Raw genomic sequence first — 21,309 nt, forward strand, 5'->3', positions numbered from 1 at the left:
GGCGTGCCCGCGATGAGGCCAGCCCAGGCAGTGATTGCGAACGACCTATGACTGGTTGACTTTGCGTGCGCTCAAGAACATTTATGGCTCTGTAGTCATTTGTTTTTGAGGTGAGATCATGGCGGCGCAAACCGACGTTCTCATTGTTGGAGCTGGCCCTACCGGGCTGGCTCTGGCGCTTTGGCTCAACAGGCAAGGCGTCGCCGTAAGGATCGTCGACAAGAGCCATGGTCCAGGCGAAGCCTCTCGCGCCATGGCTGTTCAAGCCCGCACGCTGGAGCTCTATCGCCAGCTCGATATGGCCGAGGCAGTGATAGATGCCGGCTACAAAACACCTGCCATGAACATGTGGGCCCGAGGCAGCCACAGAGCGCGCATCCCCTTGAAGGATGCAGGTGCAGAGATATCGGCATATCCCTTCGTGTTGATCTATCCCCAGGACCGCCATGAGCGATTACTGGTGCAGCAGCTCCATTCACTCGGCGTGGACGTGGAATGGCAGACTGAACTGCTGTCGTTCGAAGAGGGTGAAAGCCACGTCACTGCCCTCCTGAAACAGGCAGATGGGCGGGAAGAGGCCTTGACTGCGGCTTACCTGGCAGGATGTGATGGCGCTCGGTCGCTCGTTCGGCATCAGATCGGCAGCGGTTTCGAGGGCGGCACCTATAAACACCTGTTCTATGTCGCGGATGTCAGGGTAACGGGCATCGAGCCTGCGGGTGAGGCACACATCGCTTTTGACAAGTCCGACTTTGTACTGCTGCTGTGCTATGGCGAAAAGGACCAATACCGCCTGATCGGTACCGTGCGAGACGAGCGTGCCGAGCATCCTGAGCACCTGACGTTCGCGGACGTTGCCCACGATGCCATCAACGGCTTGAACCTCAAGATTACCGAGGTGAACTGGTTTTCCACCTACCGGGTTCATCATCGTGTCACGGATCACTTCCGCCGTGGCAGAGCTTTTTTGCTCGGCGATGCTGCGCATGTCCACAGCCCGGCAGGCGGGCAGGGCATGAACACCGGCATTCTGGACGCGAACAACCTGGCCTGGAAGTTGGCAGCGGTGGTCAAAGGCAAGGCGCCCGATACGTTACTCGACAGCTACCAGATCGAACGCCAGGCATTTGCCCGCAAGCTGGTGGAAACAACCGACAAACTGTTCACGTTCGTTACCGCTCAGGGCGGGTTCGCGGACTTTGTGCGCACGCGCATCGCGCCGATCTTCGCCAGCGTTGCGTACAAGAGCGGGAGCGTGCGTGAGTTCCTGTTCCGGGTGGTTTCGCAAACGTCCCTTGATTACCGCCACAGTCCGCTGAGTCAAGGTAAGGCAGGTGAGGTTCAGGGCGGCGATCGTCTGCCTTGGCTACCAGGGGCCATTGCAGACAACTACGATCCACTGACAGCCATTCAGTGGCAGGTGCAGGTTTACGGTGAGGCCAAGGCAGACCTGGCCCAATGGTGCACAAAGCACGGCATTGCACTGCATGTTTTCGCTTGGGAGCATGCGTACGAGAAAGCCGGCATTGCCAGAAATGCAACTTATCTGTTGCGGCCGGATACCTATGTCGCGCTGGCTGATCCCGAGGGGGAAGCATCCACGTTGAACCGATATTTCGAGGAGCGCGGCGTTATGCTGCCCGCTTGAGGAATCGGTTGCCATCACTCAGGCGGGGAACTGGGCTATCCAGTGCCTGGCAATCTCTTCGCGCCGGCAGACCCACACCCCGTCATGGCCTTGCACGTAATCGAGAAAGCGCGCCAGCGCCATCGCACGACCAGGATGGCCACTGATCCGCCCATGCAGGCCCACGCTCATCATCTTCGGGTGGTGCGCACCCTCCTGCCACAGCAGGTCGAAAGCATCCTTGAGCAGCCGGAAGAAGTCTTCACCGCAGGCGAAACCATTCGGCAACAGATAGCGGGCGTCATTGTTGACCAGTGTGTACGGGATCACAAGGTGGGCGGGCGAGCCGGGAAGCCAGTAGGGCAGATCATCGTTGTAGGCGTCCGAGCTATAGAGAAACCCACCTTCCTCACGCAGCAGGCGGCGGGTGTTCTGGCTGACCCTTCCTGTATACCAACCTACGGGGCGTTTACCGCAGGTCTGCTCGATCACGTCGATGGTAAGGCGGATATGGTGTCGCTCCTGGTCCTCAGGCATGTTGCGATAGTCCATCCAACGGTAGCCATGCCCGGAAATCTCATGCCCGGCCGCGTAGAGCGCATGGCCAATCGCCGGGGTCAGTTCCAGTGCTCGGCCAACGGCGAAGGCGGTCAGCGGCAGGCCCCTGGCGCCGAACAGCTCCAGAATGCGCCACACACCTGCGCGCGATCCGTATTCGTACATGCCCTCGACGCTCAGGTCCGGTTCCCCCACGCGCGGCGGGCGGCCCGGTAGTTCATGAAGCCAGGCCTCCGACTGTGCATCGCCATTGAGGATGCAAGACTCCGCGCCTTCTTCGATGTTGAGTACGAACTGGACCGCGACGCGCGCCTCACCGGGCCATCGCGGGTGGGGTGGGCAGCCGCCATAACCGATGAGATCGCGAACGGACATCAGCCCAGCTCGAAGGTCGTGACGGCGAACACACGTTCGTGTGCGATCGCCGGGGGCGGGCCGAGGTACATGCGTGCGCAGCCGAAAACCTCGATCATGCCCTGTTGGCGCACGAGCGCCATCGCGGCGGGGTTGTTCTCCGGGGCATCCAGAAACAGCGGGTGACCTTGCGCAAATGCTGCCAGGCGCGCGTAGAGGGCATTGGCTGCAAGGGCGTCATCGGCGAACAAGGGGCCGATCTTGTAGCCTTCCCGGCAGCGCCTTGCCACGCCATAGCCGCTAAGCCTGCCCTCGCGTCGGCAACCCACGGCGAGTGCATCAGCCTGGGTTATCCACCCGCTCAGGAAGGCTGCGCGCGCGGCGGGGAAGCAGATGCGGTCGTAATCGACCACCTCATCGAACGGGAAGGTGGCCAACGGGACGATGTCCAGATTGTCTACCTGCGAAGTCGCCGGGCGTTCGGTGGCCTTGGCACGAAAACGCAGGTTGCGATGGGAGAAGACGAACCCACCCTTGGCGTAGTAGTCCTGCATCGCGAAGACGCCGTCCATGCCAATGCTCGCGCCTGGGCGAAGGCGGGCGAGGAGTCGCTCGCGGCGTGCGTGCCAGAGGGTATTGCCCAGGCCTTGACCACGATACTCAGGCCGGACGATGAAAAAACCCATGAAACCGAATTCGCCGTTGTAGGAAGTGATGGCACCGCCACCGATCAATTCGTCGCCCCGGGACGCTGCGATGAAGGCGGCAGGGTCCGTAACCCAGAACAGCTCGGCATCGTGAACGCCGGGATTCCACCCCTCACGGGCAGCCCAATCGACGAGCTCGTCCAGTTCGGGACGGGTCATGTTGCGTATGACCAGCTGATTCGACACCGCGAAGTTCTCCCCAGTTGTTAAGCGGGCGTATGGTCCATCGCCAAGCTGAACTCTTAGGGTATAGCTTCAACCCGAGTATTGATCCAGGCCGTTACGCCACCAGCAGAACAGGCTCATTGCCATTGAATTGTCCTGAGCGCCTGGGCTAGCTGCCGACCGATGCGGGTAAAAAGATCCTCAACCTATACTCACGCTTGAAATGCGTCAGTCTTTCGCATTGCAGACCCTCCTTGCAGGGCAGCGCATTGCAGTGAATTACTCCAGCCCTGCCATTTTTGCGTGAGTCGTTGATCATGGATGAAGTCACTACTATGCCCGCAAATGATGTACCTGGCCTTCAAGCTGTGGTGCAGCGCAAGCTCGGACGGTGTCTGTTGCGTCTGCAACAATACGAACAGCTGCTGAAAGACATGGTCGCGCATGCTGAGTTGAGCGGCCCTGTGGATCGGCTGCATACCCTCCGTGAGCAGAAGGTCGCATGTACCGAGAAAAAAACCATGGGCATGTTGGTCGGAATGCTGACCGACAGCTTTCTGATCCAGTCGCCCCAAAATGAAGAGTCACAGACGGAAGCCGATGCTGGTGACCAGATCGGGTTCAGCTATCGAAACCAGTTGGAAATGCCAGTCGAGCACTATGAGGCCACGAAGGTGGCTATCAAGGCGTTGGTCGACCTGCGTAACAAGCTAGTTCACCACTTCATTGAGCATTTCGATCTCTGGTCAGAGTCAGGCTGCCAGGCTGCGGATGGTTATCTGGAGGAAAGCTACCAGACCATCAATCGGCATTGTTTGAACTTGCAATGTTGGGCCAAGACCATGGTTGAGGCACGAGCTAAATTGGCGTTGTTTATACAGAGCCAGACATTTGAAGATGCGCTCGACGGCATACGGGAGGACGGCTCGGTCGATTGGCCTGACAGCGGGATCTGCTCCTGTTTACGTGAAGCAGAAGCCAAGCTTGCCGAAGGTGGCTGGACTCGACTGGAAGCAGCGATCCGCTGGATGAGTGATGCCAATCCAGAGCAGACGCCCAAGCGCTACAGTTGCAATAGCTGGAATCAGGTCCTGCACGAATCACGGCAGTTTGAAATACGAAAATCCCACGCTGATAGTGAACGGACGACCGTTTGGTATCGCAGCAAGGTCAGTTGAATGGGCTGCTGGATCGTCACTCTTTTTGTCAGCGCGTTGAGGGACTGCTTCTGACCGTTAGCTGCCCTCCGCCAAGGGTAAGCCGAGGGTCGAAAGCAGATGGTCATGACTGACCGCTATCGACCCGAAGCAGACACTGAACAGTGTATAGGCCGCCAGCCGGCAAGCATGCAAACTGTCCTTGCACTGCGCTCGATGAAACGCGACCCCTTGCCTAGTTAGCGGGCAAGAGGATCACGAAGTTCTTTTTCATGTCTTCCAGCACGGTCCATTTGCCCTTGGCGCCCGGTTCGATAATGAACGTGTCGCCAGCGGCCAGTGTGATGGGGGCGCAACCCTCAAGCTCGATGACACAGCATCCACTCAGAACATGGCAGAACTCCCAGACTTTGTAGTCGATGCGCCACGCTCCGGTGCTGGCTTCCCACTCTCCGGAAATGCGACCTTGCTGTTCATCGTGATAGTACTTGGACGTCAGCGTATGAGGGTTGCCTTCCACGACCTCTTCAAAAAAGGGAAGGTCGCGCACCGGTTGGATATCCAGTTCGCGGAACACGGTCAGTTTCTTGTTCATGGTTTTTCTCGAGTACGTTGTGGGTAGGGCGATACATCAAATAGGCTTCACCGGTTACGCCCAGCATCGGGTGCGGAACGATCTGGCAGGTTTTAACAATCTGAAAACCGTGACGTTCGTAGAAGCGGCGTGCACCGTGGTTTTCTGCATAATCGATCAGGCATAGCCCATCCAGGCCAGAGTCCTCAGCGCGCTGCTGGGCGTGGCGAAGAAACTGGACGCCCAGCCCCTGGCTGCGCCAGGCCTCATCCAGGGCCAGGCTGGATATGTACAAGGTGTCGGGTATTTCCATGTCGGAATAAGGCGCGAGGACCGGGTCTGTCTCGACAGGCCTGTCAGGGGTCTCGCGCAAGACATAGCTATGCATCATGCCGATGACGCGCCCTTCGAAAGTGGCCATCAGGCAGTTCTTGTAGGAAAAGTCGCCCTGTTCCCTGGCATAGCGAGACGCACCGACACTCAGCAATGCTTCTCCAGGTGCGGCAAGCTTGCTCCATATGTAATCGGCCATGCCCTCCGATGTCAGTTGAAAGAAGCGTGCAATATCGTGCGCGTCCGAGGCTTGAGCGGGTCTGAAGTCGATAGGCATGTACAGTGCTCCCATGGCGTCGGGTGGTTGGTTTTCAAGGATTACGCCTTTGACAGGGTGGCAGGGTAGGCGGGTTCAACGGTTCCCATCATGCTCTGGGCGAACACCGTCAGCACAGCGTGCGACGCTGCCCCATGCTCAAAGGCACGTGGCCGTCCAATGGCTCATGCCTGGGGAATCGATCGTGCAGTTGCCGGAGGTGGTGAGGCGAGAAGCGGGACGACCTGTACTTCCATGGTGGGATGGCTGGAATCAGAGCAGGGTTGCCTCCATATGAGGTCGTATTTCACGAAAGGCAGCTACTGAGAGAGCTGCCTTTCGCAGCCAGCAGCTGTGGCCCCGGCACTCACCGGCTTGGCTCCGTCTCCTCCTGCTTAAAAATACGGAATCCGCGCGCTTGATAGTTTAGAAGCGCGGCAGGATGGTCAAATGTGCATGTATGTACCCAAACCCGCTCTGTACCTTGCCACCCCCATGCGGATCGAACAGCGTGACTTAATAGCGCTCCGCCGAACCCACACCCCACAAATTGTGGTGCCAGCCCAAAGTAGCGGATTTCGCTGTTACAGCCATCGGGGCGATAAAGCTCGTAATAGCCTGCTATCGCACCACGGTGATAGGCAACCCAAGTACGGTGGCAATCCTGTTCGACGAGTGCCTGCCAGTCAGAAAGACCCCAGGAATCAAGATCACCCCACTCCCAAGGCGTGCCAACAAGCTCGTATAGGAACCGATTAAATTCCGCCTGAGGCACTTCACATTCGATGATTTGGAGGTCGTGACGCTGTGGCTTTTCCTTCAGCTCGGACGCTGAAATCATTTCCAAGTAATAAGTGGTGTAAGACCGTTCCATCTTGGCTTCCCTGCACCTTCCCGCTAACGATCACATAAGTATGCAAGTTGCTGCTCGACTACCCAAGGATTACTGTGGATGACCTCCGCAGCTCTCACCGAATGGTCGCTTCACACCTGCCGGAAAAATCGATCTGGCCGGCATGGACCAAGAATACTGGAAACCTCGCCATCGATAATCTCCTCGCTGGCAAGGCGCCCCACTATCGCCGCCAACGTAATGCCAGGGTGTACTGCACACACATAGACGCCACCCACTGTTGGTAGATAACCGATGATGGGAATACCATCGGCAGGCATGGGCCTGAGCCCGACACAAGCGCACTCCGGCTCTATCGAAGCAGCCCCATGGAGCTCGTTCTGAATCGCCTTGGCCGTGCGCAGCGCTATCGCTGCCGGCTGATTCTCCACTGCGTCGTCCAGATAATCTTCTGCTGCCACCAGCGCACCATCCGTAGTTTGCCTTACTTCCATTTCAGGGCCGGAGATGATTGTGCGCACAAGGTTGGGTTGTGCCTTGTAGCGGATGAGAACGGCAGGTGAGGCCTCAATTGGAAGTGACACTTCCAACCTGTCCGTCAGCTTCGTGATGCCTGTCCCAGCTGCCACTACCACAACATCGGCATCGATGATGCCCGTTGTTGTTTCTACGCCGGTTATCGTTGCATGCTGGGTTGCAAAACCGAGCACTGGCGTTTGAGTGAGCACTTTCGCCCCATAGGCCCTGGCACCTGCGATTAACGCATGCACAGCGGTCACGGGGTCCAGCGCCCCCTCTGCTGGCGCATATGAAGCAGACTCAGGTGGGTGTTTGAGATTGGGCTCAAGCTCGAGAATCCGTGATCGAGAGACCCTGGCAGGCGCAGACGGGGTACTTGCAGCCGACGGCGCGCCACTCGACGTCCCGTTGTAAGACAAGGCGCCAGTCCATCGCACCGTCAGGCCCGGTAGCTCGGTTTCGAGTTGGCGGTATGCCTCGATTGCAGCACTGCGCAGTTGCGCGATGGGGTCCGATTCGGAGGATGAGGTATTGATCCATGCGAATGAACGGCCAGTCACGCCCGACGCTATGTTTTCAGCGTCGACCACGGTGACATTCGCACCTTTACGGGCCAGGTGATATGCCAGTGATGCGCCCACGATGCCTGCACCAATGACAACGACCCGTTTGCCCTGCCCAGTTGTCATACCAACCTCCGTTCTGTCGATGTGCCAATGGTAAGGCAGCGGGGGGAATGCCTGTCAGGTAAGCAGTTTGGGGCCGCAAAGCGGCCCCTACAGGTCAAAAGCGCAGGTTCACTCAACCAAGGCAAGCCACGGCCAACGTGCCTGGTAGCTGGCAGCTTTCTCCCTGAACAAGCCTGGCCGTGGGTTCAGCTCGTTCATCCTGAGCAGGTCGTTCTGCAGGTCGTCCAGACTATGCGTGCTGTAAAGCTCGCCAGTGCCGACATCGACCCCCAGGCAGGTCGACCGGATCAGATACCGGTCGATGCCATCCGTGACCTTGCGCAATGGCGAATAGGTGCCGCCGAACTTCGCTTCGTACCACAAGTGAACACGGGCCTGATTGCGCACTTCCACGTTGATGCCCAGGTGCGCGCACGCCTGATGAACCCGGGCGATGACACGGTCCTCTGCCTCCCAGGACAAGTCGGCGTCGAAATAGGCGACGTCATAGTCCTTGATGCCCCATTCGGCAGGTAGCCCGGCGCGGTGGTTCCAGAACGTCTGGAACAGGGCGCCTGCCGTCAACATGCAGTGTGGGATATCCAGCGTTGGCAGGGTCGCCAGCAATGCCCGGTTTATCGGGTTCTCGCGGATGATTGCCAGCACCTGTTCGTTCGTCAGTGAATGCATGGGTACCGTCCTTGGTGGTTGCATTGCGCTGGGCTGAGCTTACCTGAATGACGCCTCGGTGATGTGTTCGTGGGAGCAGGTTTTGCCCTCGAACGAGCACTCGGAAAAGGCCATGAAAGCGTTGGTTACATTGCTCTATGCCGCCCTGTGGTCGATGGGACCATAGTTCATGCGTGTTCCGGATCGCTGTCTTGAGCTGGCCGGGGTGCCACTGGTCGCCCAGGCTCGGCAAACGGTAGATTTGATTCGGGTTTTGTACGATGATTTTCGTATTGGCAGGGGTGAGCTATGAAATTCGGCTTCAGGGAGGCTCAGCAAGCGGTGATAGCGGCGCTTGAGTCAGGGGAGTATCAACACGTTTCACGCAGGGATATCGACGTAAAGAACCTGCTGGCTACAGGGGAAGTGTCAGCCGGTGAGGTTGCCGAAGTCGTTCGCTCATGCCGGGGTATTCATCACGTCAGCACCCCTCACCATGCCGTCGCAGCCATCGAGGTGCATGTGCTCAAGCGGGATGGTTGGTACATAAAGTTCTTTTTCATCGAGCCAGACACCTGGTTCATCAGCGTTCACCAGTGAGTACCCAGATCATGAAGATCTTTTTCGAAGGCGACAGAGGAAAAGCGCTTTGCGAGCATTGCCAGGCAGTGGTGCCCACGCACTATGCTCGCCGGGATGTGCCGTTTAGCGATGGCCAAGGGGTGGCCAAGGACATTCTGGTGGGTGTGTGCGCCCGTTGTGATGGTGTGGTCGCCATTCCATCGCAATCCACACCGGCCATCCGCGAGGCGCGCAAGCAGCAGCTCAAGTCGATCGAGGCGCGTTTGCCGGCGGTCTATCTGGATGTGCTCGATGCGGCCATGCATGCGGTCAGTAATGAGGCGGGGGCAAATTTGCGCAAGTTGTTTCTTGCCCACTATTTCCAACAGTTGGTGCAGGCGCAGCAGTGTGGGCAGTTGCATGCGGCGCATCAAACGTTCCTGCAGGCGCTGGATGAACAGCGAGAGCAGCGCGGGCTTGCGCGTTCCAATGCTACTCGGCGCTTGTCGATGAAGGTCAATCCGTACATGGCGGAGGACATGCTTGCGCTTCAGCAGCATACAGCGATGAACCAGACCGAATTGCTGAAGGCTGTTATCGCGCGTATTCAGGCGGATGTGCTGGAGAATCAGGATCAGGAGGTGATTCGAGCTTTGCAGCGGCTGGCGCGGTTGGCGTTGTAGTGAGCATTTGAAAGAAGCACAGCGTACCGCCAAGCGCTGTGCTTCACACACGGATCTTGAGTCTTTTTAGAGAAACTCATATCGGTTCCTACAAGAACTAATCAGATTTTTCCCCTTCCTCGTAGTCCATTTCTGAATCATCCTTTTCAAGCCGTTTCACCATTGCGATGGAAACCTGAGCCCCCTAGTCTCGCCTTGTCGTTGCAAATTCAACGACCGGGTCTGCAAGCCCGATGCTTGGTTTGGTCTCAGTTTGCTGTTGGCTTCGTTCAACGGTGGCTGCGTGCGGGTGGTCTTCGGGCCAGCCGGGAATCGACCTCCAAGCCCGGTCTTGCAGGCCCGCATGTAGCCGCCACCCTATCATCTGCAAGTGATCTGGCGACGGTCCGACTTGTTATTGTCTGGAGGCTGTCATGCTGAAACTCGTTCCCGATCCACCTTTCTCCACCAACCCATCCCATCACCTGGAAGACACCCTGACCCAGGCCACGGAATACGTGCTCTGCGCCTTGTCCGTAGGCCATCACGCCGTAGCCTCGCTCCCCAGGTCTCCCGCCACGATCATGACCCTGGCGGTCGTGCATGAAATGGAGGCTGTGCGCACGCTGCTGGAATCGGCGATTGCGCAGGTGCAGCTCAGGGGCAGGCAGCCGGTGCATACATTGCATTGATGGGCTGATTTTCAAATTTGGCGAGCCTGGGCGGTGCGTTTTTCCTACCAGCGACTGCAACCGGGAAATCGCACTGGCCGGCAGATTCACAAGAGGGTTTCAGATGGACAAGGAAATGGATGACGACACCGGCACACTGGGCCTGACCGTAGGTGCGGCCACGTTCCTGGATGGTGTGCTGGATGGCAAGAAACTGTTCCGCGTAGAACCGGGAAACTGCTGCGACCATGCCATCGAACAAGCGTCGGTATTGATGGACTGCTCTCGGCGAGCGTCGTTCATCGGGGTGATGGACAACGAACCGGTGCTGGTCTGGGCTTCGCACTTTCTCTGCGACATGGCCAAGGCGCTGATGGATGACGCCCACATGGGTATGCGCAAGAACCGATAGCCATGGGCGGCGATGTTGGCCCCCTGGTGTTGGCAGGGTGGGCTTGGCACCCTGCCAGTATTGTCTGATTGGCATGCAGGGGTTAGGTTGCAAGGCTCATTTCAAGGAAGATGACCGATGAAACGGACCCTACCTCTGGCATTCGCCTGCGCGCTTTTCCCCCTGCAAGCCTGGTCGGCGCTGGAAGTCGGCCAGTTCACCCTGGGCATGCCCAAGCCCCAGGCCATTGCCATTCTGCAGCAGCAGTTCGGTGAGGTTGAGCATTTCACCGGCTATCACTACCAGGTGCCCACCGAGTTCTTTCAGGGGAATGACCCGAAGGGCAATTACAACCTGGGCGGTATTGCCATCACGCAAGTGAAGGCGTCGTTCAACGAAGCCGACCAGCTTCGCCAGCTGGAGGTGCGGCTGGCCGGCACCGACGAGGCGCGGGTCCAGCAACTGTTGCCGATGACCAGGCAGGCCAAGCCTGTGCCGAATAGCGGCGGCCGGCTCGAGGCGTTTTCCGCTGATGGTGAACTGGTGTATTGGGTGTCCAAGGACCGGGACTGGACAGTGGTGACCATCGCCGACAAGGCCAGCTCGGAGAAGAACATCAAGGCGCGGGCCGAGAGTGACAAGCGCTTTGCTCAACTGAACCGCAAGTTCGACAAGCTGATCGAGACGGCCAAGGCGGTGGAAGGCAAGCACTGATCGACAAAGCCGGGCAGCTTTTAAGCCTTGCGCATACCATGCATTCATGGGACTGCACATAACTCATTGAATTGGCAGGGACCCTGTGGGAGCGGCTTTAGCCGCGAACACCGGCGCAGCCGGTGCCATGCACCGCGTTGGATTCTTCGCGGCTAAAGCCGCTCCCACAGGTTACGCGGACCGCTTGCGAATTCAGTTCTCTAAGCGACAGCGCAGCAGAATAAGGCCAGAAACAGCCCGCGTCGGTTTCAGGATGCGCCTGGTCGTTCGCACGCAACCCCCCGACGCCACAAGTGCCATGCTTGCAGGATGCCTTCGGACCAGCGCGCGCAGACGTGCGGTCGTAGGCAAGGAGGCCGCTGGCACCACGCAACCGTGACGTGGCCGGCGCGCCGCAGCAGAACACGCCGGATACCTGCCCTCACAACAATTCAGGCAGGGTCCGTGATGCCGAGGTCCGCTGTATGCCTGATGAATTGCTCCACCTGCCTGTGATCCACCGCATTCTGGCCCGTGACAAGAATACCCCCGGCGCCCTGTTGCCGATCCTGCATGCCATCCAGCACGACATCGGCTACATCCCCGATGCCGCTGTCGCCGAAATTGCCCATGCCTTGAACCTCAGCCTGGCCGAGGTGCGCGGGGTGATCAGCTTCTACCACGATTTTCGCACCACGCCACCGGCGCGCCACACCTTGCGCCTGTGCCGCGCCGAGTCGTGCCAGAGCCGGGGCGCCGAGGCACTGGCCGCACAACTGCGCGAACAGCTGGCGCTGGACGACCATGGCACCAGCGCCGACGGCGCCATCAGCCTGCGCCCGGTGTACTGCCTGGGCGCCTGTGCCTGCTCGCCAGCGCTGGAACTGGACGGCCAGGTGCATGCGCGCCTTACCCCTGAGCGCCTGCGCGCACTGGTCAACGCTTGCCGGGAGGACGCAGCATGCTGAAGCTGTATATCCCCTGCGATTCGGTAGCCCGTGCCGTGGGCGCCGATCAGGTCGCCGATGCCTTGCAGCGTGAGGCCGAGCGCCGCCAGCTGCCGCTGGACATCCAGCGCACCAGCTCCCGCGGGCTGTACTGGCTGGAGCCGTTGCTGGAGTGCGACAGCGCGCAAGGGCGCCTGGGTTTCGGCCCGCTCACCCCGGAAGACGTGCCGTCCTTGCTCGACGCCTTGACCGGTGAGCCCGGCGAACCCGGAGGCCACTCGCTGGCGCTGGGGCCGGTCGAAGACATCCCTTACCTCAAGACCCAGCAACGCCTGCTGTTCGCCCGTGCCGGCATCACCCGCCCATTGTCGCTGGACGACTACCGCGCCCATGGCGGTTTTGCCGGCCTTGAAGCGGCCGTGGCCCTGGACGGTGCCGAAGTGGTCGCCGCCGTGCTCGATTCCGGCTTGCGCGGCCGCGGCGGTGCGGCGTTCCCGGCCGGCATCAAGTGGCGCACCGTGCGTGACGCCGGGGCCGGGCAGAAGTACGTGGTGTGCAACGCCGACGAGGGTGACTCCGGTACCTTCGCCGACCGCATGCTGATGGAAGGCGACCCGTTCCTGCTGATCGAAGGCATGATCATTGCCGGCCTCGCCGTGGGGGCCGACAAGGGCTACATCTATGTGCGCTCGGAATACCCCGACGCCATCCGCGTGCTCGACCAGGCCTTCGCCATCGCCCGTGACGCCGGCTATCTCGGCAGCGACGTGGCCGGCAGCGGCCAGGCCTTCGACCTGGAAGTGCGGGTCGGCGCCGGCGCCTATATCTGCGGCGAAGAAACCGCACTGCTCGAATCCATCGAAGGCAAACGCGGCATCGTCCGCGCCAAGCCTCCGCTGCCGGCGCTGCAGGGCCTGTTCGGCCTGCCGACGCTGGTGCACAACGTGCTTACCCTGGCCTCGGTTCCCATCATCATGGCCAAGGGCGCGGCGTTCTACCGCGACTTCGGCATGGGCCGCTCGCTGGGCACCATGCCGTTCCAGCTGGCCGGCAACATCCGCCAGGGCGGCCTGGTGGAACGCGCCTTTGGCCTGACCCTGCGCGAACTGGTGGAAGGCTATGGCGGCGGCACGGCCAGTGGCCGGCCGTTGAAGGCCGCGCAGGTCGGTGGCCCGCTCGGTGCCTGGGTGCCGCCCAGCCACTTCGACACGCCGCTGGACTATGAGGCCTTCGCCGCCATGGGCGCGATGCTCGGCCATGGTGGTGTGGTGGTGGCCGACGACACCCTGAACATGGCCAGCATGGCGCGCTTCGCCTTGCAGTTCTGTGCCGAAGAGTCCTGTGGCAAGTGCACCCCGTGCCGCATCGGCTCGACCCGGGGCATGGAAGTGGTCGACCGGCTGATCGCCACCAGCGACATGACCGAGCGGCATGACCAGGCCCTGTTGCTGCGTGACCTGTGCGACACCATGCAATACGGCTCGCTGTGCGCCATGGGCGGCATGACCGCTTATCCGGTGGCCAGCGCGCTGAAGTACTTCCCCGCCGATTTCGGGCTGACCCACACGGAGGCCGCGCAGTGATCAATTTCTTCGACCCCGCTTCTGATAAAAGCAGCGACCTCGGCACTCCGGCCCGTGACAGCGAGGTACAGGTCAGCCTGAGCATCGATGGCCGTGCCATCACTGTGCCCGCCGGTACCTCGGTGATGCGTGCTGCGGCCATGCTCGGCACCAGCATCCCCAAACTGTGCGCCACCGACAGCCTCGAAGCTTTCGGCTCGTGTCGCATGTGCATGGTGGAAATCGAAGGCATGCGCGGCTACCCGGCCTCCTGCACCACCCCAGTCAGCGAAGGCATGGTGGTACACACCGAAACGCCGCGCCTGGCCGGCCTGCGCCGCAACGTGATGGAGCTGTACATCTCCGACCACCCGCTGGACTGCCTGACCTGTTCGGCCAACGGTAACTGCGAGCTGCAGACCGTGGCCGGCCAGGTGGGCCTGCGCGAGGTGCGCTACGGCTACGACGGCGCCAACCACCTGGCCGAGAAAAAGGACGTATCCAACCCGTATTTCGACTACGAGCCGAGCAAGTGCATCGTCTGCAGCCGCTGCGTGCGTGCCTGCGAGGACATCCAGGGCACCTTCGCCCTGACCATCACCGGGCGCGGCTTCGAATCGCGGGTGGCAGCGGCGGGTGGTGAAAACTTCCTCGCTTCCGAGTGCGTGTCGTGTGGCGCCTGCGTGCAGGCCTGCCCGACCGCGACCCTGACGGAAAAGAGCCTGGTGCAGCTGGGCCAACCCGAGCGTGCGGTCATCACTACCTGCGCCTATTGCGGCGTCGGCTGCTCGTTCCGCGCCGAAATGAAGGGCGACCAGCTGGTGCGCATGGTCCCGGACAAGAACGGCGGCGCCAACCACGGCCACGCCTGCGTCAAGGGCCGCTTTGCCTGGGGCTACGCCACCCACCCGGACCGCATCACCAAGCCGATGATCCGCAAGCGCCTGGAAGACCCGTGGCAGGAAGTCAGCTGGGACGAGGCGGTGACCTACGCCGCCAGCGAGTTCCGCCGTATCCAGCTCAAGTACGGCCGCGACTCCATCGGCGGCATCACCTCCAGCCGCTGCACCAACGAAGAAGCCTACCTGGTGCAGAAACTGGTGCGCACGGCGTTCGGTAACAACAACGTCGACACCTGCGCACGGGTATGCCATTCGCCTACCGGCTATGGCCTGAAGCAGACCCTGGGTGAGTCGGCCGGTACGCAAAGCTTCGACTCGGTGATGCAGGCCGACGTGGTGCTGGTGATCGGCGCCAACCCCACCGACGCCCACCCGGTATTCGGCTCGCAGCTCAAGCGCCGCCTGCGCCAGGGTGCGCGACTGATCGTGATCGACCCCCGGCGCATCGACCTGGTCGATTCGCCGCATGCCCGCGCCGAGCTGCACCTGCAACTGCGCCCGGGCACCAACGTGGCCATGCTCAATGCGTTGGCCCACGTGATCGTCACTGAAGGCCTGCTGGCCCAGCGTTTCATCGATGCCCGCTGCGAAACCGAGGATTTCGCCCGCTGGCGCGACTTCGTCAGCCTGGCGGAAAACGCCCCCGAAGTGCTTGGCCCGGTCTGCGGCGTACCTGCCGAGCAAATCCGTGCCGCCGCCCGCCTGTATGCAACCGGCGGCAACGCGGCCATCTACTACGGCCTGGGCGTCACCGAGCATAGCCAGGGCAGTACCGCGGTGATGGGCATCGCCAACCTGGCCATGGCCACCGGCAACATCGGCCGTGAAGGGGTAGGGGTGAACCCGCTGCGCGGGCAGAACAACGTGCAGGGCTCGTGCGACATGGGCTCGTTCCCCCACGAACTGCCCGGCTACCGGCACATTTCCAACGAGGGTGTGCGCGCCGAGTTCGAGCGTGCCTGGGGCGTGACCCTGCAGCCCGACCCGGGCTTGCGCATCCCCAACATGTTCGAGGCGGCGCTGGACGGCAGCTTCAAGGCCTTGTACTGCCAGGGCGAGGACATTGCCCAGAGCGACCCCAACACCCAGCACGTCACCGCGGCCCTGCTGGCCATGGAGTGCGTGGTGGTGCAGGACATCTTCCTCAACGAAACGGCCAAGTTCGCCCATGTGTTCCTGCCGGGCAGCTCGTTCCTGGAGAAGGACGGCACTTTCACCAATGCCGAGCGGCGCATTTCGCGGGTGCGCAAGGTCATGGAACCGCTGGCCGGCAAGGCCGACTGGGAGGCGACCGTGGCCCTGGCCAATGCCCTGGGCTACCCGATGAACTACCGCCACCCGTCCGAGATCATGGACGAAATCGCCCGCCTGACGCCCACCTTCCACCGCGTCAGCTACGCCGAGATCGACCGCCACGGCAGCCTGCAGTGGCCGTGCAACGACGCCGCGCCCGATGGCACGCCGACCATGCACATCGACCAGTTCGTGCGCGGCAAGGGGCGCTTCATGCTCACCGGCTACGTGCCCACCGACGAGAAGGTCAACACCCGCTACCCGCTGCTGCTGACCACCGGGCGCATCCTCAGCCAGTACAACGTCGGCGCCCAGACCCGGCGCACCGGCAACGTCGCCTGGCATGACGCCGACCGCCTGGAAATTCACCCGACCGACGCCGAAAGCCGTGGCATCCAGGATGGCGACTGGGTCGGCATCGGCAGCCGTGCCGGGCAGACCGTGCTGCGCGCCAAAGTCAGCACGCGGGTGGCGCCGGGGGTGGTGTACACCACGTTCCACTTCCCTGAATCGGGGGCGAACGTGATTACCACCGACAACTCCGACTGGGCCACCAACTGCCCTGAGTACAAGGTGACGGCGGTGGAGGTAGTGAAGGTGTTCCAGCCTTCGCAGTGGCAGAAGCGCTACCAGGACTTCAGTGACGAGCAGCGGCGCTTGCTGAAGGAACGCCGTATTGCGGAGAAAACCGAGGTGCGCCGATGAGTAGTGAGAACCTGGTCAAGATGGCCAACCAGATTGCCCATTACTTTGACAGCGAGCCAGACCGGGCGCTGGCGGTGCAAGGGGTACGGCAGCATCTGCAGAGTTTCTGGACGCCGGCAATGCGCCAGCAGCTGGCGCAATGGGCCGAGGCCAATGCAGGGGAGGGCCTGGACCCGAAGGTGCGGGAGGCGTTGGCCTAGAGGTTTCTTGTAAGAAATCCCTGTGGGAGCGGGTTTACCCGCGAAGGCGGCGGTAAGTCCAACGACGCATTCGCGGGTAAACCCGCTCCCACAGGGGCCCTGCAATTTCAAGGAATCCTGTGTCCGCAAATTCAGCCGCGGGCCAATTCCGCCTGGTGGGCAATTGCTTCCTCGCTCTTGAGCACCAGCACATCGCCTTCCAGCGAATCCAGCACCACTTCCGAGGTATTGCCAATCAACGCCCCGGAAATCCCCGTGCGGCACACGGTACCGATCACCGTCACCACCGCATCGAGCTTCTGCTCGGTATACGGGATCAGTACATCAGCCGGCCCTTCGGCCACATGCAGGCACTCGTCGCTGATGCCGTACTCGGCCTGGAATGCCTTGCACGCCTCGCGGTAACGCTTCTCGATGGTTTCGGTCAACTGGTACACCGGGTCCGACGCCGACAGCATCGGCGAGGGATGGGCGCTGATGACGTGCAGCTCGCCCTTGGCCAGTTTGGCAATTTCGAAACCATGGTCGATGATGCTGGCATGCAGGCGGCGGTGGTCCTCGTCCTGGTTGCCTACGTCCACCGCAGCCAGGATCTTGCCGCCGGTCCACGGCCGCTCGCTCTTGACCATCAGCACGGCACACGGGCACTGGCGCAGCAGCTTCCAGTCGCTGGGGGTGAGCAGGGCCTTTTTCAGCGGGTTGTCCGGGCGGTGTTCCTTGATCACCAGCTCGCAGCCCTCGGCCTGCTGCACGTAGATGATGGTGTCGTGCAGGTTGTCGCGCCAGGCCTCTTCATGGGTGACGTTGTCGTACCCGTCATCATGCAACTGGCTGCTCAGCAGGCTCAGCAGCGCGCTGTGGTCATGCCTTCTGTCGCACATCAGCACGTGCAGGCGCGCGCCGGTGAGGCCGGCGATCAGCTTGGCCCGGGTCAGTGCCCGGCTGTGGGCGTGCTCGGGGTCGAGAACGACAAGGATGCTGCGGACGGCTTGCATGGGCGTTAGCTCCCTTCAAAGGTGGCGACCAATGCCTGACTATAGTCGGCGCTTCCCCCGCTGGCGCTTGATGTACATCAAGCATAGTCACTGGCGCCGCCCGCCGCCGCCGGTATAATCGCCGGCCCTGCCTGTTCTGTGTGGTTGCACGCTTATGTCCCTGATCCCCGAAATCGACGCCTTTCTTGGTTGCCCGACGCCAGATGCCTGGATCGAAGCGGCGCTCGCCGACCAGGAAACCCTGCTGATCGACCACAAGAACTGCGAATTCAAGGCTGCCAGCACCGCCCTGAGCCTGATCGCCAAGTACAACACCCACCTCGACCTGATCAACATGATGTCGCGCCTGGCCCGCGAGGAGCTGGTGCACCACGAGCAGGTGCTGCGCCTGATGAAGCGCCGTGGCGTGCCGCTGCGCCCGGTGTCGGCGGGGCGTTATGCGTCGGGGCTGCGGCGCCTGGTGCGCGCCCACGAGCCGGTCAAGCTGGTGGATACGCTGGTGGTGGGGGCATTTATCGAGGCGCGCAGCTGCGAGCGCTTTGCCGCGTTGGTACCGCATTTGGATGAGGAACTGGGCCGTTTCTACCACGGCCTGCTGAAGAGCGAAGCGCGCCACTACCAGGGTTACCTGAAACTGGCGCACAACTACGGCGATGAGGCAGACATTGCCCGCCGGGTGGAGCTGGTGCGCGCAGCGGAGGTGGAGCTGATCCAGTCACCGGATCAGGAGCTGCGCTTCCACAGCGGTATCCCGCTGGCACAGGCCGCCTGATTCGCACCAGGCGGCCCTGGCGTCAGTGACGGCGGCCCAGCAGCAGGCCGACTACCAGGCCGAGGCCCGCGGAAATGGCCACGGTCTGCCACGGGTGGCCGCCGATGTAGTCCTGGGTAGCCTCCACCACCGGTTGCGCCTTGCTGCGCACCTTGTTGGCGGCATGGCGCGCCTGGCGTAGCTTGAGGCTTACCTGCGCGCGCAGGGTTTCGGCCTCGTCGCCCACCAGGGCAGCGCTGTCGTTCAGCAGCTTTTCCGATTCTTCGATCAGCGCCTGCAGTTCGCTGAATACCTGGTCCTTGATCTGATCGCTGTCGGCCAGCGTGGCGTTTTTACGGGCCATGAACTCGTCCTCGTCGATGGTGTGGTTTGAACAATGGATGCCGGCGCGTCGGGAAAGTTGCGGCGGCTTTGGGCTGTTGCAGTACCTGGGTGTAAGATAGCGGCCATTTTCAAACCTGCAGGTACCTTCATGAGTTTCAATCTGGCCAACATGAGCTTCGAGGAACGGGCGCAGATCGAGGCAGAGAAGGCCCGGCTGTTCGAGCTGTGGCAGAACAACCTGGGCAAGGCCAAGGGCGAAGCGGCGCGGCTGATCGCCGAAAAACCACGGCGCAAAGGCAAGTGGGCCGAGTGGGTGCGCGCCGAGCTGGACGGCATGTCGCCGCCCGAATACGCCAACATGGTGCGCAGCGAAGTCAACAAGCTGATGGCCGCGGCCAGCGCCAACCGCTGATCACACCCCGCCAGGCGCTTACCGGTAGGCGCCTTTGGGCAGGTCCAGCTTGCCCTCGTCGGTGAAGCGCACGGTCCCCAGCAGCCCGCCGGCCAGCTTGCCGCGCAGTACATAGGGCAGGCCCTGCAGCGAATCCACATGGCCCAGCCCATAGGCCTGGCGCAGGAAGGAAAACGCCGTGATGCTCACCGGCACCACGATCACTGCTTCGCCATAACGGCCAATGTGCCCCTGCTGGTCGCTGACCCCGGCAGCCAGCGGCTGGCCGTTCACTTCCAGGTTCAGGGCGATGCCGTTGTAGTCGATGGGCGCCTCGTTGGGGTTTTGCACCCGCATCTTCACCGCCATGCGCAGTTCCAGCTCCTGCCCCGGTAGCGGCTCGATACCGATCACGCTGATATTGACCGGGTCGCGTGCCTGGAACAGCGCGCAGGCCCCCAGGCCGTAGGCCATCAGCAGGACCAGGAACAGGCGGGCGTAGCGTTGCAGACGGGCAGCCATGGGTTGCGACCTTGCCAGAGTGGGCGAATGGGCAGTGTGGCAAATGCGCGTCGGCGTTGAAAGTCTCCCTCCATATGAAAGATACTGTTTCTCATTAACGCCCGATAAACTTTCCTACTGGCTGTTCCCAAACCCATGCTGACCTCACCCGTGTCGGGCCTGCTGGCGAGTTTCCAGGAGCACTACGACGACCTGCTGCAGTTCCTGACCCGGCGCATGAGCGACCGCCAGCGCGCTGCCGACGTCGCGCAGGAAACCTACCTGAAGCTGGTGAGCATCGACCAGCAGGCAGTGCCGGTGCTGCACGCGCGCAGTTTCATCTTCCGCGTGGCCGGCAACCTGGCGATCGATGCCTTGCGCCGCGAGCAGCGCATCGCCGCCAGCCACGACGACTGCGAGCGGGCAGGTGAGGTGGCCTGCCCGGCGCCGGCACCCGAGGCGGCGTTGCTGGCCCGGGAGCGTCTGCAGATTCTCGACCAGGCGCTGCTGCAACTGTCCGACAATGCCCGCCAGGCGCTGTTGCTCAACCGCGTCGAAGGCCTGACCCAGGCGCAGATCGCGCAACGCCTGGGGGTTTCCGAAAGCATGGTGGCGAAATACATCGGCCAGGCCCTGCGCCATTGCCGAGGCTGGCTCAAACAGGCGGGGGTGGCTGCTGCGCTGGTGTTGGCCGTTGGTGTGGCGGGTTGGCAGCAGGCGCCGGTGCTGCTGGCGGATTACCACACCGGGGTGGGGGAGCGGCAGGTGGTGACCCTGGGCGATGGCACGCGGGTGACATTGAACAGCGCCACTGCCCTGAGCGTGGTGTTCAGCGACCGTGAGCGGCGAGTGGTGCTGGCGTCTGGCGAGGCCTTGTTCGAGACCACCGATGATTCACGGCCCTTTGTGGTCGATACGGCCGGTGAGCGGGTGCAGGGGCGTGCGGCCACCTTCAGCGTGCGTCGCGATGGCCGCGTGGTATTGGCACAGGGTGAAGCCAAGGTTGGCGAGCATGAACTGGCAGTAGCGGCCGATGCCGGCACGCAGATGGCCTGGCAGCGCGGCAAGCTGATCTTCAACGGCAAGCCGCTGGGGCAGGTGCTGGCGGAGCTTGAGCGTTACCGGCATGGGCGCATTGTGCTGTCGGACAGCAAGCTCGCGGCGATGGAGGTGAGCGGGGTGTTCGACCTCGATGAGCCGGAGGCCCTGTTGCAGACACTTGAACAGCGCTATGGGCTGAAGGTGACCTACCTGCCGTGGCTGGCCGTGGTTCATTGATTCGCCTGTGCCGGCCTCTTC

At 61.7% G+C, this 21,309-nt stretch carries 23 protein-coding genes and 1 pseudogene; 14 read left to right on the plus strand and 10 right to left on the minus strand.

The window, feature by feature from the left end; all coding sequences use genetic code 11:
* The first annotated feature begins 118 nt into the window (after positions 1-118).
* Positions 119-1,648, plus strand: a complete 1,530-nt coding sequence (locus A4C63_RS18290; protein WP_063913923.1) for an FAD-dependent oxidoreductase — start codon at positions 119-121, stop codon at positions 1,646-1,648.
* Between the two features lie 18 nt (positions 1,649-1,666).
* On the opposite strand, the gene A4C63_RS18295 is transcribed toward A4C63_RS18290, so the two are convergent.
* Positions 1,667-2,560, minus strand: a complete 894-nt coding sequence (locus tag A4C63_RS18295) for a polysaccharide deacetylase family protein (RefSeq protein WP_063913924.1) — start codon at positions 2,558-2,560, stop codon at positions 1,667-1,669.
* On the minus strand, positions 2,560-3,432 hold the full coding sequence (locus A4C63_RS18300) for a GNAT family N-acetyltransferase (RefSeq protein WP_063913925.1): 873 nt from the start codon (positions 3,430-3,432) through the stop codon (positions 2,560-2,562). Before A4C63_RS18300 ends, A4C63_RS18295 begins: the two co-directional genes overlap by 1 nt.
* A 296-nt stretch (positions 3,433-3,728) precedes the next feature.
* On the opposite strand from A4C63_RS18300, the gene A4C63_RS18305 reads away from it, so the two are divergent.
* Positions 3,729-4,589: an OST-HTH/LOTUS domain-containing protein gene (locus A4C63_RS18305; RefSeq protein ID WP_063913926.1), complete on the plus strand. Its 861-nt coding sequence runs from the start codon at positions 3,729-3,731 to the stop codon at positions 4,587-4,589.
* Positions 4,590-4,803: 214 nt separating this feature from the next.
* On the opposite strand, the gene A4C63_RS18310 is transcribed toward A4C63_RS18305, so the two are convergent.
* The 5 genes and pseudogenes from A4C63_RS18310 to A4C63_RS18325 form a co-directional block, all read right to left on the minus strand.
* On the minus strand, positions 4,804-5,163 hold the full coding sequence (locus tag A4C63_RS18310) for a cupin domain-containing protein (RefSeq protein ID WP_063913927.1): 360 nt from the start codon (positions 5,161-5,163) through the stop codon (positions 4,804-4,806).
* A 4-nt stretch (positions 5,164-5,167) separates the two neighbouring features.
* Positions 5,168-5,767: pseudogene (locus A4C63_RS18315) on the minus strand (N-acetyltransferase family protein); the annotation flags it as partial.
* A gap of 331 nt (positions 5,768-6,098) precedes the next feature.
* A complete protein-coding gene (locus tag A4C63_RS25885; RefSeq protein WP_082888368.1) occupies positions 6,099-6,605 on the minus strand; it encodes a GNAT family N-acetyltransferase in 507 nt (168 codons plus the stop codon).
* Positions 6,606-6,715: 110 nt separating this feature from the next.
* Positions 6,716-7,792, minus strand: a complete 1,077-nt coding sequence (locus tag A4C63_RS18320; RefSeq protein WP_063913928.1) for an FAD-binding oxidoreductase — start codon at positions 7,790-7,792, stop codon at positions 6,716-6,718.
* Positions 7,793-7,900: 108 nt separating this feature from the next.
* Entirely contained in the window at positions 7,901-8,461 is a 561-nt protein-coding gene (locus A4C63_RS18325) for a nucleotidyltransferase family protein (protein ID WP_063913929.1), read from the minus strand.
* A gap of 288 nt (positions 8,462-8,749) precedes the next feature.
* Between A4C63_RS18325 and A4C63_RS18330 the strand changes: the two genes are divergently transcribed.
* From A4C63_RS18330 to A4C63_RS18370, 9 genes are all read left to right on the plus strand, one after another.
* On the plus strand, positions 8,750-9,040 hold the full coding sequence (locus A4C63_RS18330) for a hypothetical protein (protein ID WP_063913930.1): 291 nt from the start codon (positions 8,750-8,752) through the stop codon (positions 9,038-9,040).
* An 11-nt stretch (positions 9,041-9,051) separates the two neighbouring features.
* The gene (locus A4C63_RS18335; RefSeq protein WP_063914083.1) at positions 9,052-9,684 is read left to right on the plus strand and encodes a hypothetical protein; all 633 of its coding nucleotides are present in this window, start codon (positions 9,052-9,054) and stop codon (positions 9,682-9,684) included.
* A gap of 413 nt (positions 9,685-10,097) precedes the next feature.
* A complete protein-coding gene (locus tag A4C63_RS18340) occupies positions 10,098-10,355 on the plus strand; it encodes a hypothetical protein (protein ID WP_063913931.1) in 258 nt (85 codons plus the stop codon).
* Between the two features lie 103 nt (positions 10,356-10,458).
* The gene (locus A4C63_RS18345) at positions 10,459-10,746 is read left to right on the plus strand and encodes a DUF3077 domain-containing protein (protein ID WP_063913932.1); all 288 of its coding nucleotides are present in this window, start codon (positions 10,459-10,461) and stop codon (positions 10,744-10,746) included.
* Between the two features lie 117 nt (positions 10,747-10,863).
* Positions 10,864-11,439: a hypothetical protein gene (locus tag A4C63_RS18350; RefSeq protein ID WP_063913933.1), complete on the plus strand. Its 576-nt coding sequence runs from the start codon at positions 10,864-10,866 to the stop codon at positions 11,437-11,439.
* A 464-nt stretch (positions 11,440-11,903) separates the two neighbouring features.
* The gene (locus A4C63_RS18355) at positions 11,904-12,386 is read left to right on the plus strand and encodes a formate dehydrogenase subunit gamma (RefSeq protein ID WP_063914084.1); all 483 of its coding nucleotides are present in this window, start codon (positions 11,904-11,906) and stop codon (positions 12,384-12,386) included.
* Positions 12,380-13,948 carry an NADH-quinone oxidoreductase subunit NuoF gene (locus A4C63_RS18360; protein ID WP_063913934.1) on the plus strand — a complete coding sequence of 523 codons (1,569 nt, stop codon included), beginning with the start codon at positions 12,380-12,382 and terminating at the stop codon, positions 13,946-13,948. Before A4C63_RS18355 ends, A4C63_RS18360 begins: the two co-directional genes overlap by 7 nt.
* Positions 13,945-16,827 (plus strand): formate dehydrogenase subunit alpha, encoded by a 2,883-nt coding sequence (fdhF, locus tag A4C63_RS18365; RefSeq protein WP_063913935.1) that lies wholly within the window; start codon positions 13,945-13,947, stop codon positions 16,825-16,827. The genes A4C63_RS18360 and fdhF overlap by 4 nt, the downstream gene beginning before the upstream one ends.
* Positions 16,824-17,027: a formate dehydrogenase subunit delta gene (locus A4C63_RS18370; RefSeq protein ID WP_063913936.1), complete on the plus strand. Its 204-nt coding sequence runs from the start codon at positions 16,824-16,826 to the stop codon at positions 17,025-17,027. The genes fdhF and A4C63_RS18370 overlap by 4 nt, the downstream gene beginning before the upstream one ends.
* A 131-nt stretch (positions 17,028-17,158) precedes the next feature.
* On the opposite strand, the gene A4C63_RS18375 is transcribed toward A4C63_RS18370, so the two are convergent.
* Positions 17,159-18,022, minus strand: coding sequence for a universal stress protein (locus A4C63_RS18375; protein WP_063913937.1), 864 nt, complete (start codon positions 18,020-18,022; stop codon positions 17,159-17,161).
* A gap of 154 nt (positions 18,023-18,176) precedes the next feature.
* On the opposite strand from A4C63_RS18375, the gene A4C63_RS18380 reads away from it, so the two are divergent.
* Positions 18,177-18,794, plus strand: coding sequence for a tRNA-(ms[2]io[6]A)-hydroxylase (locus A4C63_RS18380; protein WP_063913938.1), 618 nt, complete (start codon positions 18,177-18,179; stop codon positions 18,792-18,794).
* Positions 18,795-18,816: 22 nt separating this feature from the next.
* Here the strand turns inward: A4C63_RS18380 and A4C63_RS18385 are convergent, their stop codons facing one another.
* On the minus strand, positions 18,817-19,137 hold the full coding sequence (locus A4C63_RS18385; protein ID WP_063913939.1) for a YqjD family protein: 321 nt from the start codon (positions 19,135-19,137) through the stop codon (positions 18,817-18,819).
* Between the two features lie 129 nt (positions 19,138-19,266).
* Here A4C63_RS18385 and A4C63_RS18390 point away from each other — a divergent pair, with 129 nt between their 5' ends.
* Positions 19,267-19,530 (plus strand): hypothetical protein, encoded by a 264-nt coding sequence (locus A4C63_RS18390; protein ID WP_025338356.1) that lies wholly within the window; start codon positions 19,267-19,269, stop codon positions 19,528-19,530.
* A gap of 18 nt (positions 19,531-19,548) precedes the next feature.
* On the opposite strand, the gene A4C63_RS18395 is transcribed toward A4C63_RS18390, so the two are convergent.
* Positions 19,549-20,031, minus strand: coding sequence for an LEA type 2 family protein (locus tag A4C63_RS18395; protein ID WP_063913940.1), 483 nt, complete (start codon positions 20,029-20,031; stop codon positions 19,549-19,551).
* 135 nt (positions 20,032-20,166) lie between these two features.
* Between A4C63_RS18395 and A4C63_RS18400 the strand changes: the two genes are divergently transcribed.
* Positions 20,167-21,288, plus strand: a complete 1,122-nt coding sequence (locus A4C63_RS18400; RefSeq protein ID WP_063913941.1) for a sigma-70 family RNA polymerase sigma factor — start codon at positions 20,167-20,169, stop codon at positions 21,286-21,288.
* Positions 21,289-21,309: the final 21 nt, after the last annotated feature.

It is taken from the genome of Pseudomonas sp. p21, assembly GCF_001642705.1.
In the GTDB taxonomy this organism is placed as follows: domain Bacteria; phylum Pseudomonadota; class Gammaproteobacteria; order Pseudomonadales; family Pseudomonadaceae; genus Aquipseudomonas.